General features: G+C 73.3%; 16 protein-coding genes. 11 read left to right on the forward strand and 5 right to left on the reverse strand.

The annotated features are described in order from the left end of the window. Positions 1-62 precede the first annotated feature (62 nt). The 6 genes from ACZ6A9_RS16105 (at position 63) to ACZ6A9_RS16130 (ending at position 4,841) form a co-directional block, all read left to right on the forward strand. Positions 63-1,151 (forward strand): S-(hydroxymethyl)mycothiol dehydrogenase, encoded by a 1,089-nt coding sequence (locus tag ACZ6A9_RS16105; RefSeq protein ID WP_468985164.1) that lies wholly within the window; start codon positions 63-65, stop codon positions 1,149-1,151. Continuing rightward, complete coding sequence (locus ACZ6A9_RS16110; RefSeq protein WP_468985167.1) at positions 1,151-1,780, forward strand: MBL fold metallo-hydrolase; 630 nt, start codon at positions 1,151-1,153, stop codon at positions 1,778-1,780. The genes ACZ6A9_RS16105 and ACZ6A9_RS16110 overlap by 1 nt, the downstream gene beginning before the upstream one ends. A 103-nt stretch (positions 1,781-1,883) precedes the next feature. After that, positions 1,884-2,798 carry an SDR family oxidoreductase gene (locus ACZ6A9_RS16115; RefSeq protein WP_468985169.1) on the forward strand — a complete coding sequence of 305 codons (915 nt, stop codon included), beginning with the start codon at positions 1,884-1,886 and terminating at the stop codon, positions 2,796-2,798. Between the two features lie 49 nt (positions 2,799-2,847). Further along, entirely contained in the window at positions 2,848-3,651 is an 804-nt protein-coding gene (locus ACZ6A9_RS16120) for an SDR family NAD(P)-dependent oxidoreductase (protein WP_468985171.1), read from the forward strand. A gap of 136 nt (positions 3,652-3,787) precedes the next feature. After that, positions 3,788-4,483, forward strand: a complete 696-nt coding sequence (locus ACZ6A9_RS16125) for a L,D-transpeptidase family protein (protein ID WP_468985174.1) — start codon at positions 3,788-3,790, stop codon at positions 4,481-4,483. Positions 4,484-4,655: 172 nt separating this feature from the next. Continuing rightward, on the forward strand, positions 4,656-4,841 hold the full coding sequence (locus ACZ6A9_RS16130) for a hypothetical protein (RefSeq protein WP_468985177.1): 186 nt from the start codon (positions 4,656-4,658) through the stop codon (positions 4,839-4,841). Between the two features lie 119 nt (positions 4,842-4,960). Here ACZ6A9_RS16130 and ACZ6A9_RS16135 read toward each other — a convergent pair whose 3' ends face one another. Then, on the reverse strand, positions 4,961-6,331 hold the full coding sequence (locus tag ACZ6A9_RS16135; RefSeq protein WP_468985180.1) for a S1 family peptidase: 1,371 nt from the start codon (positions 6,329-6,331) through the stop codon (positions 4,961-4,963). A 184-nt stretch (positions 6,332-6,515) separates the two neighbouring features. Between ACZ6A9_RS16135 and ACZ6A9_RS16140 the strand changes: the two genes are divergently transcribed. Genes ACZ6A9_RS16140 through ACZ6A9_RS16150 form a run of 3 tightly spaced genes read left to right on the forward strand, consistent with a single transcriptional unit; the run spans position 6,516 to position 8,830 of the window. Continuing rightward, positions 6,516-7,715 carry a MalY/PatB family protein gene (locus tag ACZ6A9_RS16140; RefSeq protein WP_468985182.1) on the forward strand — a complete coding sequence of 400 codons (1,200 nt, stop codon included), beginning with the start codon at positions 6,516-6,518 and terminating at the stop codon, positions 7,713-7,715. Beyond that, on the forward strand, positions 7,708-8,439 hold the full coding sequence (locus ACZ6A9_RS16145; RefSeq protein WP_468985185.1) for a class I SAM-dependent methyltransferase: 732 nt from the start codon (positions 7,708-7,710) through the stop codon (positions 8,437-8,439). The genes ACZ6A9_RS16140 and ACZ6A9_RS16145 overlap by 8 nt, the downstream gene beginning before the upstream one ends. A 10-nt stretch (positions 8,440-8,449) precedes the next feature. Then, positions 8,450-8,830 (forward strand): PPOX class F420-dependent oxidoreductase, encoded by a 381-nt coding sequence (locus tag ACZ6A9_RS16150; RefSeq protein WP_468985187.1) that lies wholly within the window; start codon positions 8,450-8,452, stop codon positions 8,828-8,830. A 27-nt stretch (positions 8,831-8,857) separates the two neighbouring features. Here the strand turns inward: ACZ6A9_RS16150 and ACZ6A9_RS16155 are convergent, their stop codons facing one another. After that, on the reverse strand, positions 8,858-9,274 hold the full coding sequence (locus tag ACZ6A9_RS16155) for a zinc ribbon domain-containing protein (RefSeq protein WP_228969142.1): 417 nt from the start codon (positions 9,272-9,274) through the stop codon (positions 8,858-8,860). A gap of 164 nt (positions 9,275-9,438) precedes the next feature. Beyond that, on the reverse strand, positions 9,439-10,161 hold the full coding sequence (locus ACZ6A9_RS16160; protein WP_468985190.1) for a TetR family transcriptional regulator: 723 nt from the start codon (positions 10,159-10,161) through the stop codon (positions 9,439-9,441). A 130-nt stretch (positions 10,162-10,291) separates the two neighbouring features. On the opposite strand from ACZ6A9_RS16160, the gene ACZ6A9_RS16165 reads away from it, so the two are divergent. Both ACZ6A9_RS16165 and ACZ6A9_RS16170 read left to right on the forward strand, forming a co-directional pair. Next, positions 10,292-11,137 (forward strand): ATP-grasp domain-containing protein, encoded by an 846-nt coding sequence (locus ACZ6A9_RS16165; protein WP_468985192.1) that lies wholly within the window; start codon positions 10,292-10,294, stop codon positions 11,135-11,137. Positions 11,138-11,211: 74 nt separating this feature from the next. Next, entirely contained in the window at positions 11,212-11,829 is a 618-nt protein-coding gene (locus ACZ6A9_RS16170; protein WP_468985194.1) for a peptidoglycan-binding domain-containing protein, read from the forward strand. Between the two features lie 132 nt (positions 11,830-11,961). Here the strand turns inward: ACZ6A9_RS16170 and ACZ6A9_RS16175 are convergent, their stop codons facing one another. Both ACZ6A9_RS16175 and ACZ6A9_RS16180 read right to left on the reverse strand, forming a co-directional pair. After that, complete coding sequence (locus ACZ6A9_RS16175) at positions 11,962-14,373, reverse strand: SpoIIE family protein phosphatase (protein ID WP_468985753.1); 2,412 nt, start codon at positions 14,371-14,373, stop codon at positions 11,962-11,964. A 122-nt stretch (positions 14,374-14,495) separates the two neighbouring features. Continuing rightward, entirely contained in the window at positions 14,496-14,870 is a 375-nt protein-coding gene (locus tag ACZ6A9_RS16180) for a hypothetical protein (RefSeq protein WP_468985197.1), read from the reverse strand. Positions 14,871-15,241 lie beyond the last annotated feature (371 nt).

Consider the following 15,241-nt stretch of genomic DNA (forward strand, 5'->3'; position numbering starts at 1 on the left):
CCACCGATCGTTCCCGCGTAGGGTCGGAGGGACGGACACCGGCCGATGAAGGAGTCAGCACCATGGCCCAGGAAGTACGCGGCGTGATCGCACCCGGCAAGGACGAGCCGGTGCGGATCGAGACGGTCGTCGTACCCGACCCCGGACCCGGCGAGGCGGTCGTGCGGGTCCAGGCCTGCGGCGTGTGCCACACGGACCTGCACTACAAGCAGGGCGGGATCAGCGACGACTTCCCGTTCCTGCTCGGCCACGAGGCCGCGGGCGTCGTCGAGTCGGTCGGCGACGGGGTCACCGACGTCGAGCCCGGCGACTTCGTGATCCTCAACTGGCGCGCGGTGTGCGGCAAGTGCCGCGCCTGTCTGCGCGGACGCCCCTGGTACTGCTTCGACACGCACAACGCGAAGCAGAAGATGACCCTGGCCTCCACCGGCCAGGAGCTCTCCCCGGCCCTGGGCATCGGCGCCTTCGCCGAGAAGACCCTCGTCGCCGCCGGGCAGTGCACCAAGGTCGACCCCGCCGTCTCCGCGCAGGTCGCCGGACTGCTCGGCTGCGGCGTCATGGCCGGCATCGGTGCCGCCATCAACACCGGGAACGTCGGCCGGGGCGACTCGGTCGCCGTCATCGGCTGCGGCGGCGTCGGCGACGCGGCGGTCGCCGGGGCCCGCCTCGCCGGAGCGGCGAAGATCATCGCCGTCGACATCGACGCACGCAAGCTGGAGACCGCCCGCTCCATGGGCGCCACCCACACCGTCAACTCCCGCGAGACGGACCCCGTCGAGGCGATCCGAGACCTCACCGGCGGATTCGGCGCCGATGTCGTCATCGATGCCGTCGGCCGCCCCGAGACCTACCAGCAGGCCTTCTACGCCCGCGACCTGGCCGGCACGGTCGTCCTGGTCGGCGTGCCCACCCCGGAGATGACGCTGGAACTGCCGCTCCTCGACGTCTTCGGCCGCGGCGGCAGCCTGAAGTCCTCCTGGTACGGCGACTGCCTGCCCTCCCGGGACTTCCCGATGCTGATCGACCTGCACCTCCAGGGACGCCTGGACCTGGCCGCGTTCGTCACCGAGACCATCCAACTGGACGAGGTGGAAAAGGCGTTCGAGCGGATGCACCGCGGCGACGTGCTGCGTTCGGTGGTGGTGCTGTGATGACCGCGCGCATCGAACGACTCGTCACCTCCGGACAGTTCAGCCTCGACGGCGGCACGTGGGACGTCGACAACAACGTGTGGATCGTCGGCGACGACCACGAGGCGATCGTCATCGACGCCGCCCACGACGCCGACGCCATCGCCGAGGCGGTGGGCGACCGGCGGCTGACGGCCATCGTCTGCACCCACGCCCACAACGACCACATCGACGCCGCCCCCGCCCTCGCCGAGCGCACCGGGGCCACCATCTGGCTGCACCCCGACGACCTCCCTCTGTGGAAGCAGACCCACCCGGACCGCGACCCGGACGCCTGGCTGGCCGACGGCCAGGTGATCGAGGCCGCGGGCGCCGACCTCACCGTGCTGCACACCCCAGGGCACGCCCCCGGCGCGGTCTGCCTCTACGACGCGGGGCTCGGGACCGTGTTCACCGGCGACACCCTCTTCCAGGGAGGTCCCGGCGCCACCGGCCGCTCCTTCTCGCACTTCCCGACGATCATCGACTCGATCCGGGACCGGCTCCTCGCCCTCCCGCCGCGGACCAAGGTCCTCACCGGCCACGGCGACCCCACCACCATCGGCGCGGAGGCCCCCCACCTCGAGGAATGGATCGCACGGGGCCACTGAAGGGACCCCGCCCGGGTGACCGGCGGGAAAAGGCGACAAGAGATGTCCGGCTTACCCGTCACTCTCGGAGCGAGAACCGAGCAGGAGTGACGGGAGGCCGTACATGTCGGAGCCGTTGAAGGGCAAGGTCGCGCTGGTGGCCGGGGCGACCCGGGGAGCCGGACGGGGCATCGCCGTGGAACTGGGAGCGGCGGGCGCCACCGTGTACGTCACGGGCCGCAGCACCCGCGCCCGCCGCTCCGAGTACGACCGCCCCGAGACCATCGAGGACACCGCCGACCTGGTCACCGAGGCCGGCGGCACGGGGATCGCGGTACCCACCGACCATCTCGACCCCGCACAGGTCCGCGCGCTCGTCGACCGGATCGACGGCGAACAGGGCCGCCTCGACGTCCTCGTCAACGACATCTGGGGCGGCGAGACGCTCTTCGCCTGGGACACCCCCGTCTGGGAGCACGACCTGGACAAGGGACTGCGCCTGCTCCGCCTCGCCGTCGAGACGCACGCGATCACCAGCCACCACGCCCTGCCGCTGATGCTGCGCACCCCCGGCGGCCTGGTCGTCGAGGTCACCGACGGCACCGCCGACTACAACCGCGACACCTACCGCGTCTCCTTCTTCTACGACCTCGCCAAGAACTCCGTGCTCCGCATGGCCTTCGCCCTCGGCCACGAACTCGGGCCGCGCGGCGCCACCGCGGTGGCCCTCACCCCGGGCTGGCTGCGCTCGGAGATCATGCTCGACCACTTCGGGGTGCGCGAGGACAACTGGCGCGACGCCCTCGCCGACGTGCCCCACTTCGCCATCTCGGAGACCCCGCGCTACGTGGGCCGGGCCGTCGTCGCCCTCGCCGCCGACCCGGACGTGGCCCGCCACAACGGCACCTCCCTCTCCAGCGGCGGCCTCGCCCGGGCGTACGGCTTCACCGACCTCGACGGCAGCCGGCCGGACGCCTGGCGCTACCTCGTCGAGGTCCAGGACGCGGGCCGGCCGGCGGACGTGACCGGCTACCGCTGATTCCCCCCGGCCCCTGCCGCGGTGATCGTCCGGCGGCTACCGTCAGCGCATGACGACGGACACACGCCGGTTCGAGGGGTACGGGGTTCTCATCACGGGGGCGGCACGCGGCATCGGGGCGGCCACCGCCCGGCGGTTCGCCGATGAGGGGGCACGCGTCCTGGTGGCCGACGTCGACCCGGACGCGGCGCGGTCGACGGCCTCGGCCCTGCGGGAGCGGGGTCTCGGCGCCGAGGCCGTCGCCTGCGACGTGGCCGACCGCGCCTCGGTCGAGGCGGCCGTGGCGCACGCCGTGATCGCCTTCGGCTCGCTCGACGTCCTGGTCAACAACGCCGCCCACTGCACCCCGGACACCCCCCGCTTCGAGGACGGGGCCGACGAGGAGTGGGCGGCCGACCTCGACGTCACCCTCACCGGCGCCTGGCGCTGCTGCCGCGCCGCACTCCCGCACCTGGAGGCCTCCGGCCGGGGCGCCATCGTCAGCGTCGGCTCGGTCAACGGCCTGCAGGACTTCGGCAACCACGCCTACAGCGCCGCCAAGGCCGGACTGATCTCCCTCACCCGCACCCTCACCGGGCACGCCGCGCCGCGCGGGGTCCGCGTCAACCTCGTCGCACCGGGGACCGTCCGCACCCGCGCCTGGGCCGGCCGGGACGACGACCTGGAGACCCTCCGGCGTCTCTATCCGCTGGGACGTGTCGGCGAACCCGAGGACATCGCGGCCGCCGTCGCCTTCCTCGCCTCCCGCGACGCCTCCTGGATCACCGGGACCACCCTGGTGGTGGACGGCGGGATCACCGCGGTGAACACGGCGTTCGGCCAGGCGGTGCCCCGTCCGGGAGATCCGCGGTGAGACCGGGCCCCGGGACCGGATGTCACCGTTCGGTTGCGGAGGGTCCGGACGGTACAACCGATTTTCCCGATGAGTCGTCTACCTGGCAGAGTGCGCAGGCCATGCGCACACCCGCTGCGGAAAGGCAGGACGGACCATGGGGGACATGCGTAGACGGAGTGTCGTCGTCCTCGGCGTCACCGCGCTGGTGGCTCCGCTGACCATCGCACTCGGTGCGACCGAGGCGCAGGCGGCGAGCTGTACCACGTCGACGGGCCCTTACCAGAAGAAGGTGGAGAAGTTCCTCGGCCGTCCGGTCGACGGCAGGCAGTCCGCCGCCGACTGCAAGGCCGTCCGGGCGTTCCAGAACACGCACGGCATCAAGCCGAACATCGGGTACGCCGGTCCCGTCACCTGGGGCGTGATGGACCTCATGAACAAGCAGAAGGCCGTCGGGAAGACCCCGAACAAGGCCGGCAAGTGCCCCACCAACAAGGGCCGGATCGCCTGCGTGAACCTCACGCTCCAGCTCAGCTGGATCCAGGACGGCAAGAAGCTCGTCTACGGACCCGTCCCCGTGCGCACGGGGCGCAACGGCTACGAGACCCGCACCGGCCTGAAGAAGGTCTACTGGCGCAACATCGACCACGTCTCGACGATCTACGACGTGCCGATGCCCTACAGCCAGTTCTTCGACGGCGGGCAGGCCTTCCACTCGGTCGGCGTGAGCATGTGGAACCCGCCCGGCTCGCACGGCTGCGTCAACATGACCAGGACCGCCGCCAAGAAGTACTGGTCGCTGCTGAAGAAGGGCGACGACGTCTACGTGTACGGCCGCAAGCCGGGCACCTGATCCCGCCCCGCCCCGTCGTCCCCGGTCCCGCGCACGGGCCCGGGGACGACGACGTCGGTGTGAACTCGCCCACCTTCCACGGCAGATACGGCAGATGGACGTGATCAGTGACACTGTCCGAAATGTCCGATGCGCGTGCGATTACTCACAGCGTCTTCACGTCGGGCGCCGTATGCTTCACGGCATGTCCACCAGTGTTGAACCGTCTTCCGAGCGATTGGCTGCCGAGGTCAACGAGGAGATCCGGGCCCTCTGGCTCCGGTCGGGCGGGACACTCAGCGTCGAACAGCGCGAGGAGTACCAGCGCCTGGTCCAGGAGTGGGCCTCGGCTCTTCCGCAGCCGGCCAGGGCCGCCTGAGCGATCCGTAGGCGGCCCCGGCGCCACCCGTCGGCAGGGCACCCATGAGCGGATGGGTGCCCCCCCTCGCACCGCCCGCGTTCCTCCCGGCTTCGCGGGCGGTCGTCTCCCGCCGGGCCTCAGCCCCAGGTCGCCGAGTAGTGACGCCGGTACGCCTTGCGGTCCTGTTCCGCCCGTATCCACCGCGAAGCGACCAGGGCGACCAGGCTGCCCCCGATCACCAGCAGACCCGGCCCGGCGTTTCGCGGGTCGGCCAGCCGGGACAGCAGCGTCGACGGGTCCGGGACGATGCCCCGCACCGGTGTCGACGGGCCCGGGGAGGCGGCGTCCGGGGCCGTCCCGGCCTCCGACGGCGCCGGGGACGGCGCGGCCGCGCCACCGTCGGCCCCGGGTGCCACGATGAGCCGGACGTCGAGATCCGCCAGCGCCTTCGTCAGCGGCTGGAAGAACGTCGTACCGCCCGTGCGGCAGTCACCGCTGCCACCGGAGGTGACACCGAGCGCGATCCCCTCGGAGAACATCGGGCCGCCGCTGTCGCCCGGTTCCGCGCACACATCGGACTCGATGAGACCGCTGACCGTGCCCTCCGGGTAGTTCACCGTCGCGTTGAGCGCGGTCACCTCGCCGTCGCGCAGTCCGCTGGTGCTGCCACTGCGGAAGATCCGCTGCCCGACCGTCGGATCCGCCACCCCCGTGATCCGCACGCCCTTGCCGTCGCCGATCGCCACCACGCCGGCTCCCTCGCCCGCCCGGCCGCCGGCGTACTCGATCAGCGAGTAGTCGTCCCCGGGGAAGCTGCCACCGATCGTGGTGCCGACCTCCTGCTTGCCGCCGTTGTCGGCGAACCACACCGACCCCTCGGGCCCGCAGTGCCCGGCCGTGAGGATGAACTCTTTGTCGCCGTCAGTGACGTTGAAGCCCGCCGAGCAGCGGCCGGCCGTCGACAGAATGGGCCGGGCGCCGTTGAGGCGGGTGGTGAAGGTGCCCTCGGTCCGTTCCATACGCACGAAGGCGCCGATGCCGTCGGCCACTTCGGTCAGCTCGGACCAGTCGTCCGCGGACACCGTGGAGTCGCCCCGGACCACCACCTCGTTGGACCGGTAGTCCATGACCCACGCGGTTCCGGGCACCCGCGGCGCCGAACTCAGCCTTCGCGTCGCGGACGTGAAGTCGTCCATGCTGTGGCGGACCATCCTCGCCTCCGCGCCCGCCTCGCGCACCTCGGCCGCCGCCTCCTCGTCGGTGACCGCGACCACCGTCCTGCCCCCGGCGTCCGTCCAGCTGCCCGCGGTTCGGGACGTGCCCAGCCGGGACACCAGGCCGGCGCCCGGCCCGAGCGACGTCTCCTCGGCGGTGGAGAACGGGACCGCGTCGGGCACCTGGGGTTCAGCGGCGACGGCGCGGGTGACCATCGTGGCCCCCAGGAGGAGTCCGCCGACGGCCGCCAGCCGTGTCACTCGCCGGACCACCCGTCGTCGTGCGTGCCTCATGCATGGCTCCAGAACCTCTGCGGCACGGTGCGAACACCGCGGGGCCTCCCCGGAGTCGGGTGCCCTCCGTCCATACGGACCCGGCGCGCCGTGCGTTCAGCGCGGAGGTGATTCCCGGCGAGGCGACCGCGGCCGCGGAGCGATGCGGGTGCCCGCTCCCGACACGGCTGCCTATCGTGAGCCCATGACCACGATCCCGCACGAGAAGTCCGGTGAACCCAACCCCCTGCACGCTCTCACCCTCGACCGTCTGCGGCGCCGCACCAGCATGAAGTGGCGCACCTATCCCGAGGACGTGCTGCCGCTGTGGGTGGCCGAGATGGACGTGCCGCTCGCCGAACCGGTCGTGCGCGCGGTCACCGAGGCCATGGAACTCGGCGACACCGGCTATCCCGTCGGCAGCGCCTACGCCGAGGCGCTGGCCGTCTTCGCCGGCAAGCGATGGGGCTGGGACGGCCTGGCCGTGGAGCACACCGCGATCGTGCCCGACGTCATGCTGGGCGTGGTGGAGATGCTCAAACTGGTCACCGGGCACGGCGATGCCGTCGTGGTCAACCCGCCCGTGTACCCGCCCTTCCACGACTTCGTCCGGCACGCGGACCGTGAACCGGTCCAAGCGCCGCTGGGGTCCGACGGGCGCATCGACCTCGACGTCCTGGAGGACTCCTTCCGGCGTGTGACGACCGGCCGGCGTCGGGCCGCCTACCTGCTGTGCAGCCCGCACAACCCGACCGGCACGGTGCACACCGCGGACGAGCTGACCGCCGTCGCCGCCCTCGCCGAGCGGTACGGCGTGCGGGTCGTCGCCGACGAGATCCACGCGCCCCTGGTTCTCGGGAAGACGCGCTTCGTGCCGTACCTGAGCGTGCCGGGCGGTGAGCGCGGCCTGTCCCTCATGTCGGCGTCGAAGGCGTGGAACCTGCCCGGGCTCAAGGCGGCCCTCGCCGTCGCCGGGGCCGACGCGGCGGACGACCTGGCCCGGATGCCCGAGGAGGCCGGCCACGGTGCGAGCCATGTCGGCGTCCTCGCCCACACCGCGGCCCTGCACGACGGCACGCCGTGGCTGGACTCCCTGCTCGCCGGACTGGACACCAACCGACGGCTGCTCGCCGGACTCCTGGCCGAACACCTGCCCGCCGTCCGGTACCGCCCCGGGGACGCCACCTACCTCGCCTGGCTCGACTGCCGGGCCCTCGGCCTCGGCGGCGACCCGGCCGAGGGCTTCCTCCGGCACGGCCGCGTGGCCCTCAACTCCGGCCTCCCCTTCGGCACGGGCGGCGCCGGGCACGCCCGCCTCAACCTGGCGGCCTCGCCCGAGGTGATCGCGGAGGCGGTGCGGCGGATGGCGGGGGCCGTGGACCGGGCGGGTGCCGCCCGTGGCTGACGACAGCTTCACCCACCCACGCCTCGCCGCGCTCTACGACCCGCTCGACCCCGACCGCTCCGACCTCGACGCGTACCTGCGCATGGCGGAGGAGTCCGGAGCCCGGCGGGTGCTGGACATCGGGTGCGGGACGGGGGTGTTCGCCCTGCTCCTGGCCGACCGCGGGATCGAGGTGGTCGGCGTCGATCCGGCCGGGGCCTCCCTCGACGTGGCCCGGAACAAGCCGGGTGCCGCACGGGTCCGCTGGATCGAGGGCGACGCGGGAGTCCTGCCCCCGCTGGAGGCCGACCTGGCGACCATGACGGCGAACGTCGCCCAGGCCGTGGCCGCTCCGGACGCCTGGCACCACACCCTCGCGGCCGCCCGCAGGGCCCTGCGGCCCGGCGGACGGCTGGTGTTCGAGACCCGGGATCCGGCCCGGCGGGCCTGGGAGACGTGGACCAGGGAGCGGTCGTATCGCAGCGCGGACGTACCCGGCGCCGGCCCGGTCGAGACCTGGCACCAGGTGACCGGCGTGGACGGCCCGCTGGTGACCTTCCGTACGACCTACGTGTTCGCCGTGGACGGGACGGTGCTGACGTCGGAGTCGACACTGCGTTTCCGTGAGCGGGAAGAGATCGAGGCGGACCTCGCCGCACACGGTTACGAGCTGGAGCGGGTGGGGGACGCCCCGGACCGCCCGGGGCGGGAGTTCGTCTTCGTCGCCCGCCGCCCGGACGCCTAGACTGCGCCGCATGGACGAAGCGTCGCTCGACCGGCTCGGGGCCGGGAAGTACCTGTTGGTCACCAGCTACCGCAGGAACGGCACGCCCGTGCCCACGCCGGTGTGGGTGGTGCGGGACGGTGACGCGCTCGGGGTGTGGACCGTCGCCGACTCCTGGAAGGTGAAGCGCATCCGCGCCCGCGGTGACGTCCTCGTCGGACCGTGCGACGTACGCGGCAGGCCGACCGGTGACCAGGTCCCCGCCACCGCGGAGATCTGCGACCCGGCCACCACCGCACGCTACCGGCGGCTGCTGGCGCGCAAGTACGGCCTCCTGGGCCGGCTGACGCTCCTCGGCAGTCGCCTGCGCCGGGGCCACGACGGCACGGTGGGCATCCGCATCACGCTCTAGGGCCGGGCGTCCGGGCCCGGCGGCCCGTCAGGTCCAGGCCCGGAACGGCTCGTCGACCAGCTGGAAGACCGGCTCGCCGCGTACCGGGTCCTGGGCCGTCGACAGCCGGACCCGGTCACCGCTGTGAATGCCGATGGGCGGACCCATCACCCGGCCCCGCACCACGAATCCCTCGGCCATCTCGATCAGCGAGATGTTGCGGGCCGCGGGGGTGTTGCGGTGCAGCACCGTGGAGTGGCGGACCGTGCCGACGCCCTCGCTGTGCTCCGTACGCAGCTCGCTGCCCTGACACACCGGGCACAGCAGCCGGTGGTACATGGCGGTGCCGCACCAGGTGCAGCGCTGATAGACCATGGCCTCCGTGCGGTCGGTGCCTCGTGCTTCGAGGACGCCCGTCGCGGAGCCGGCTGCCTGCTGAGCGACGCTTCCTGAGTGGTGATACACGTTGGTCAACTCCCTGCGCTGGGGCCGGAAATGCCGCGTGCGGGTCGCCCGGGCACGCACGTGCCCGGTCTGCGGTGCCGCCGCGCACAGCCACAGGGTATGGCACTGAGTGCCACTCGTAAAGGCACTCCGTACCCTCGAATGACGAGGGGAGGCCGCCCGGCTCAGTCACGGCCGAGTGCGGACTCCAGCTCCTGCACCACCCGCCACAGCGGTGCCCCGCGCCGCGAGACGACCACCACCACGTCCTCGGGTCCCTGCGTCACGGCGGGTGCCGGCTCGGCGTCGAACGACGCCCGCACATGCCCGAGCGCATGGTCGACCGCCGCCTCCGCGTCCCCCCTGCCGTCCGAACGCAGCCAGGAGCGCAGCGCGTTGTTGTGTGCCGCGACCACGGCCGCCGCGATCACGTCGGCCCGCAGGGCGCCGTCCCGCAGGCCGCCGAACCGGGCCCGCAGATATCCCGCCAGGGCCCGCTCGTAGCGCCAGACCACGGACAGCTCGTACTGCCGCAGCCCCGGCACCTGCCGGGTGAGCCGGTAGCGCTGCACGGAGAACGCCGGGTTCTCGGCGTACATCAGCAGCACCAGCCGGGCCGCGTCGCAGACCCGGCGCACCGGATCGGCGTCGGCGGGGCCGGCGGCGAGGAAGGCCGTCATGTCGGCCAGGCACCGCTCGTGGTCGGGGAAGACCACGTCCTCCTTGGAGGGGAAGTAACGGAAGAAGGACCGCCGCCCCACCCCGGCGAGCGCCACGATGTCGTCCACCGTGGTCTGTTCGAAGCCCCGCTCCAGGAACAGCCGGAAGGCCGCCGCCACCAGGGCGTCCCGCATCGTCGGTTTCTCGGCCTTGTCACCGCGGCCGGGAGCCGCACCGCTGGAGCTCATGCACGGAACGTAGCACCGGTGAATCCCCGATGGCACTCGGTGCCCCTCCCGGCACGGAACTCAGTACCGTCGCGGCGCCGCGTCGCAGGCCGTGCCTATGATCGGGCACCCGCCGTCCCCGAGGAGCAGCATGCCGCCCGCCCGTCCCCGCGTCCTCTACGTCACCGACCTGGCCTACCCGGCCCGCGGGCGCCGCTACGGCGACGAGGACATCTTCCTGACCTCCCGGCTGCGCGAGCACGTCGACCTGGCCCTGTGCCACCCGCGCGACGCCGCCGCCCTGATGGACGGCTTCGACGCGGTCGTGGTCCGCAACAGCGGCCCGGTCCTGGGGTACCCGGACGCCTACGACGCCTTCCGCGCGCGGGCCCTCGCCGACGGCACCCCCGTCTACAACCCGCTCACCGGCCGGGGCGACATGGCCGGCAAGCAGTACCTGCTCGACCTGAGCGCGGCCGGCCGGCCGGTGATCCCCACCGTCGGCCGGCCCGAGGACGTGGACCTGCTGCCCGCGGCGGAGCGGTACGTGGTCAAGCCCCGGCTCGGCGCCGACTCGGCAGGTCTGCGCGTCGTCCGCGCCGACGAGGTGCGCGGCCTCACCGACGACGACGTCCTGGTGCAGCCGCACATCGACTTCGCCTACGAGGTCTCCTTCTACTACGTCGACCACTCCTTCCAGTACGCCCTCCACACCCCCGACCCCGGGCGGCGCTGGCAGTTGGAGCCCTATCGGCCCACCGCGGACGACCTGGACTTCGCCCGGGGATTCATCGAGTGGAACACCCTCGCCCACGGCATCCAGCGCGTCGACGCCTGCCGCGCCCGAGGCGGCGAACTGCTGCTGGTCGAGCTGGAGGACCTCAACCCCTACCTCTCCCTCGACGCCCTCGACGACGAGGGCCGGGAGGCGTTCGTGTCGGCGATGGTGACGTCCCTGCGCGGTTTCCTCCGCGACACCGCCGGAACGGGCGGCTGAACCCGCGGGCCCCTCGTCGCGTATCTCCTCCCGTGGGCGCTCAAGTCCCCCGCACGGCACGGAAGGAGAGCGACGTGACGACACCGTCCGAGCCCGGCCGGCCGCACGAGCGGCCGCCCCTGGAACCCATCCGCGTGCTGCGCCCGCGCCGCACCGACGCGCTCGCGGAGCTGTTCCGGGAGTTCGAGGAGGGGGAGCGGGGCGGCTGCGAAGCGGCGCGGCTGCCGCCCGGTGCGCAGGACATGACCCAGGAACTGCCGCCCGTTCCCGTCGGCCCGCCGCCGAAGGCCGCCTCGCGCCCCCCGGGGACGCGCCGCGCAGGGCCGGCACTCGCCGTCGCCGCCGCCGTGCTGATCGGATGCGGCGGTGCGCTCCTCGTCACGGACCGGACCGCGGACGACCCCGCGGCCCCCGCCCCCGCGCCGGCCACCCCGGCGCCACGCCCCCCGGCCGACCGGGGTTTCCTCCAGGAGGGGGACTCGGGACCCGAGGTGAGCGAACTCCAGGAGCGGCTGCTGCGCATCCCGGACGTCTACCGGGCCGGCTCCACCGACGGCCGCTACGACGCCACCCTCTCCGCCGCCGTCGCCCGCTTCCAGCTCTGGTACGGCATCAGGGGTGACGAGACGGGCGTCTACGGCGACGACACCCGGCTGGCACTGGAGTCGCGTACGGGCGAGGTGGTGAACTGAACCACGGTCCGCGGGAGCCGTCCCGGCGGACCGTGCCGGAGACGCGGGGCCCGGCGGCGGTCCCGTCCGGCGCGCACCGCACCACGCCGGGTCGGTGTCCTCCCGGGGCCTGCCGGACGCCGCCCACGGCGCCTACCGGTGCCGCCGGACTCCTTCGGCAGGGCCCGCCGGGCCGGACCCGCGGGACGTCTTCGGCACCCGGATGTCCAGGACGCACACGTCGTCGCGGCGTTCGTCCTCCAGCATCGACTCCAGGAGCGCGGTCAGGGAACCGGGCCCCGGCCTGCCGCCGGGTGCGGCCGCGAGGGTCCGCGCGAGCCGCTCGAGCCCCGCGTCGATGATCTCCGGGGGCCGCTCCACCAAACCGTCCGTGTACAGCAGGACCCGGTCGCCCGGTTCGAGCCGGCACTCGGCCTCTTCGAAGTGCGGAGCGGCGGTGGCGCCGAGCAGCGTGCCGGGGGGCCGGCGCAGATAGGTGACCTCGCCGCCGCGCGTCAGCAGGGGCGGGGTGTGACCCGCCTGGGCCCAGAGCAGCCGCCGGTCCCGGGGCCGGTAGCGGGCCAGCACCATGGTGGCCGTGCCGTGGGTGTCCCGCGAGTGCAGCAGCAGGGTGTTGAGCCGGGCGAGCGCACCGGTCAGCGAGGAGCCGGTGATCACCATGCCCTTCGCGGTGAACCGCAGCAGCGCCATGGTGGCGACGGCGCCCACGCCGTGTCCGGCGACGTCGCCGACGACGAACAGGGCGTCCCCGCCCGGCAGTTCGATGGCGCTGAACCAGTCGCCGCCGACCTGTATGCCGGACTGGGAGGGCAGGTAGGCGACTTCGACGCGCAGCCCGGCGAGGTCCACCGGACGCTCCGGCAGGGGCAGCAGGGCGTTCTGCAGGCGGGCGACCAGGGTGCGCTCGGACTGCAGGACGTCGTGCTGGGTGAGGATCGCCCGCTCGCTCTCGACCAGGGCGAGTTCGGCCCGCCGCCGCGCGGTCAGGTCCTGGACGATGCCGTGCACCTCGGCGGGCGTGCCGTGCGCGTCGGCCACCACCTCGGCGACCAGGCGCAGATGACGGACACCGCGCGCGCCGCGCACCCGGAAGGAGACGTCGAACGGCTGCCCCCCGCGGACCAGCGTCCCCACGGCCCGGCTGAGCTCGGACCGGTCGTCGCGGACCGCGAGCCGGGGCAGGCCCGCGAGCGGGATCGGGCCGTCCGCCGGGTCCCGGTCGAGGATCGCGAAGACCTGTGACGACCAGGACGCCTCGTCCGTGACCAGGTTCCAGTTCGCCCAGCCGAGGTTGCCCAGCCGCTGCAGCACGGCGAGCCGCTGTTCCTGGCGGTCGGAGGAGGCGTGCCGGACCCAGGTCACGACCAGCGCGTCCTCCAGCCGTGTCACTCGTACGGAGTAGGTGGAGAGTTCGGCGGCACCGTCCACCGTCTCCTGGTGGGCGAACGGCTCGCTCTCGTACGTACGCCCGCTCGCCAGGGTGTCCAGGCAGCCCGGCCACACCGGCGTGTCCGTCAGGTCGGGCCACACCTCCAGCAGCCGCCGGCCGGCCGGGTCGCCGGCGGTGCGGCCCAGGAGGTCGGCCGCCTGCGCCGTCGCGGCGTCGACCCGGAAGTCCTCGGCGCAGCCGGAGGGGCCGCGCAGCGGGGTCAGCAGCATCGCCGCGACCGGCAGCGCGGCGAACAGCGCCTGGACGGCGTCCAAGGGCGCGTCGGACGCCGGTTCGGGCAAGGAGGCGAACGTCCGCAGCCGCCCGGCGCAGAGCCGCACGACGCCCCGCAGGTGGACCCGGTCGTGGGCGGTGAAGGGGCCGGGCCGGCCGCGCAGCACCCCGACGCAGGCCTCGGAGCCGTCCCCGGCGGGCAGCGGCAGCCATGCCCGGGACCGCCACCGCTCGGGTGGTTCGCCGATCAGCAGGTACCGCGCGCTGTCCTCGGCGAGGTCCTCCAGCCAGCGGGGTTCACCGGCCTCCAGGGCGTCCAGCACGGCGACACCGCTGAAGGGGGGCACCTGGCGCAGTCGGTCCGCCAGCCGTTCGTCGATCCCGGCGTGCCCGAGCAGTTCGAGACCTCCGCCGGCCCGGCGGACGTAGACCATGACGGAGTCCGCGTCCAGCTCGGGACCGAGGTGCTCCAGCAGGCAGCGGGCCAGATCCTGGTGGGTGTCGACGTGTACGAGGGAGCGGGCGAGGCGGCGCAGGGCGTCGGCGACGTGGTCGGGCACGGACGGTGCCGCGGCGGGGTCGGCCCCGGGGAGGTCCGCGCTTTCGCCGCCCGGTCCCGGGGGGCCGGAGCGGACCGGCGTCAGCTCGCCGAGGGCGATCCAGCACTCCTCGAGCAGGGTGCGGCGGGCGGCCTTGGCGCGCTGGAGCAGGGTCTCGCCGGCGGTGTCCGCGGAGCAGCCGGTCAGGGCCATCACGGCGCCCTTGGCGCGCTCCACGACGGCCGAGACCGCGGCCTGCTCGCGCAGCCGGTCCAGTTCGGCGCGCTGCTGGGCGACGACCCTGGCCAGTTCCACCAGGTCCGGTGCGGAACCGGACCCCATCGGGACGACGGGCTCGCTCTTCACGCGACGAGCATCGCACACCCCTGCCGGTTCGTTGACCGGCTCGTTCCTCGTGGTTCCGGACGGGCCGGAGTGTGGGGCGGCCCGGGGTCCTGGCGCGGTCAGCGGCCGTTGTCGGCCAGGGCCCGGGTCACCGCCCGCACGCTGCGGGCGATGTGCTGGAGCTGCATGATCTCGGCGGCGTAGAGCTTGATGGTGTGCTCGATGACCCCTTCGTGCAGTCCCGCCCGCGGCAGGTCAGCCCGGGCGGTCTGCAGGGCGGTGCGGGCCACCCGGATCTCGTGCTCGACCTGTATCTGGGCGTGCCGGGCCAGCAGAACGGGGTGCCGGACGAACGCCGGGTAGCTCGCGTAGCGCGCGGGCACCAGCTCGCGCAGCCACCTGGCCGCCGAGCGTTCCCAGTCGTAGCTGCCGGGGGTCTTGACCTGGCAGGGCCAGTCGGGACCGGGGCGCGTGGACATCAGGGGCATGATCATTGCTTCCGGGTGTGCGGTGCCGCTGGGGTGGACGACGGGGTGGGGCGGCCCCGGTCTAGGGGATGACCGGGGCCGCCACGAGTGGCCGGGCAGGGGAAGCCCGGCCGAACACCCTGGTCGCCGGAGCGGGTAGGTGCCGGCGGGTCCGGGTGTTCGCTCAGGCGCCCGGTCGGGACCGTTGTCATCCGCGGCGAGTGGTACTGGCAGCGCATGGGCGGACCGTCGGCTTTCCGGGCGGAGCGGGTGAGGACGAGGATGCGGTAAGGCGGTCCGGGGGCTGCCGGTCCGCGTGAGCAGTATTTATATATGCCATCGTCTTTGCAAGACGTATGAAAACATTCATGCCCGCCTGGAACAGGGCGTCCGCGCGC

The organism is Streptomyces sp. NPDC041124 (assembly GCF_055592385.1).

What these genes read in the sequence shown, in the direction of transcription:
- ACZ6A9_RS16135 (WP_468985180.1), bottom strand. Translation starts at nt 6,331, where the DNA reads ATGAGGCACGCACGACGACGGGTGGTCCGGCGAGTGACACGGCTGGCG.
- ACZ6A9_RS16120 (WP_468985171.1), top strand. Translation starts at nt 2,848, where the DNA reads ATGACGACGGACACACGCCGGTTCGAGGGGTACGGGGTTCTCATCACG.
- ACZ6A9_RS16150 (WP_468985187.1), top strand. Translation starts at nt 8,450, where the DNA reads ATGGACGAAGCGTCGCTCGACCGGCTCGGGGCCGGGAAGTACCTGTTG.
- ACZ6A9_RS16130 (WP_468985177.1), top strand. Translation starts at nt 4,656, where the DNA reads ATGCTTCACGGCATGTCCACCAGTGTTGAACCGTCTTCCGAGCGATTG.
- ACZ6A9_RS16175 (WP_468985753.1), bottom strand. Translation starts at nt 14,373, where the DNA reads ATGGGGTCCGGTTCCGCACCGGACCTGGTGGAACTGGCCAGGGTCGTC.
- ACZ6A9_RS16160 (WP_468985190.1), bottom strand. Translation starts at nt 10,161, where the DNA reads ATGAGCTCCAGCGGTGCGGCTCCCGGCCGCGGTGACAAGGCCGAGAAA.
- ACZ6A9_RS16105 (WP_468985164.1), top strand. Translation starts at nt 63, where the DNA reads ATGGCCCAGGAAGTACGCGGCGTGATCGCACCCGGCAAGGACGAGCCG.
- ACZ6A9_RS16110 (WP_468985167.1), top strand. Translation starts at nt 1,151, where the DNA reads ATGACCGCGCGCATCGAACGACTCGTCACCTCCGGACAGTTCAGCCTC.
- ACZ6A9_RS16125 (WP_468985174.1), top strand. Translation starts at nt 3,788, where the DNA reads ATGGGGGACATGCGTAGACGGAGTGTCGTCGTCCTCGGCGTCACCGCG.
- ACZ6A9_RS16180 (WP_468985197.1), bottom strand. Translation starts at nt 14,870, where the DNA reads ATGATCATGCCCCTGATGTCCACGCGCCCCGGTCCCGACTGGCCCTGC.
- ACZ6A9_RS16165 (WP_468985192.1), top strand. Translation starts at nt 10,292, where the DNA reads ATGCCGCCCGCCCGTCCCCGCGTCCTCTACGTCACCGACCTGGCCTAC.
- ACZ6A9_RS16140 (WP_468985182.1), top strand. Translation starts at nt 6,516, where the DNA reads ATGACCACGATCCCGCACGAGAAGTCCGGTGAACCCAACCCCCTGCAC.
- ACZ6A9_RS16115 (WP_468985169.1), top strand. Translation starts at nt 1,884, where the DNA reads ATGTCGGAGCCGTTGAAGGGCAAGGTCGCGCTGGTGGCCGGGGCGACC.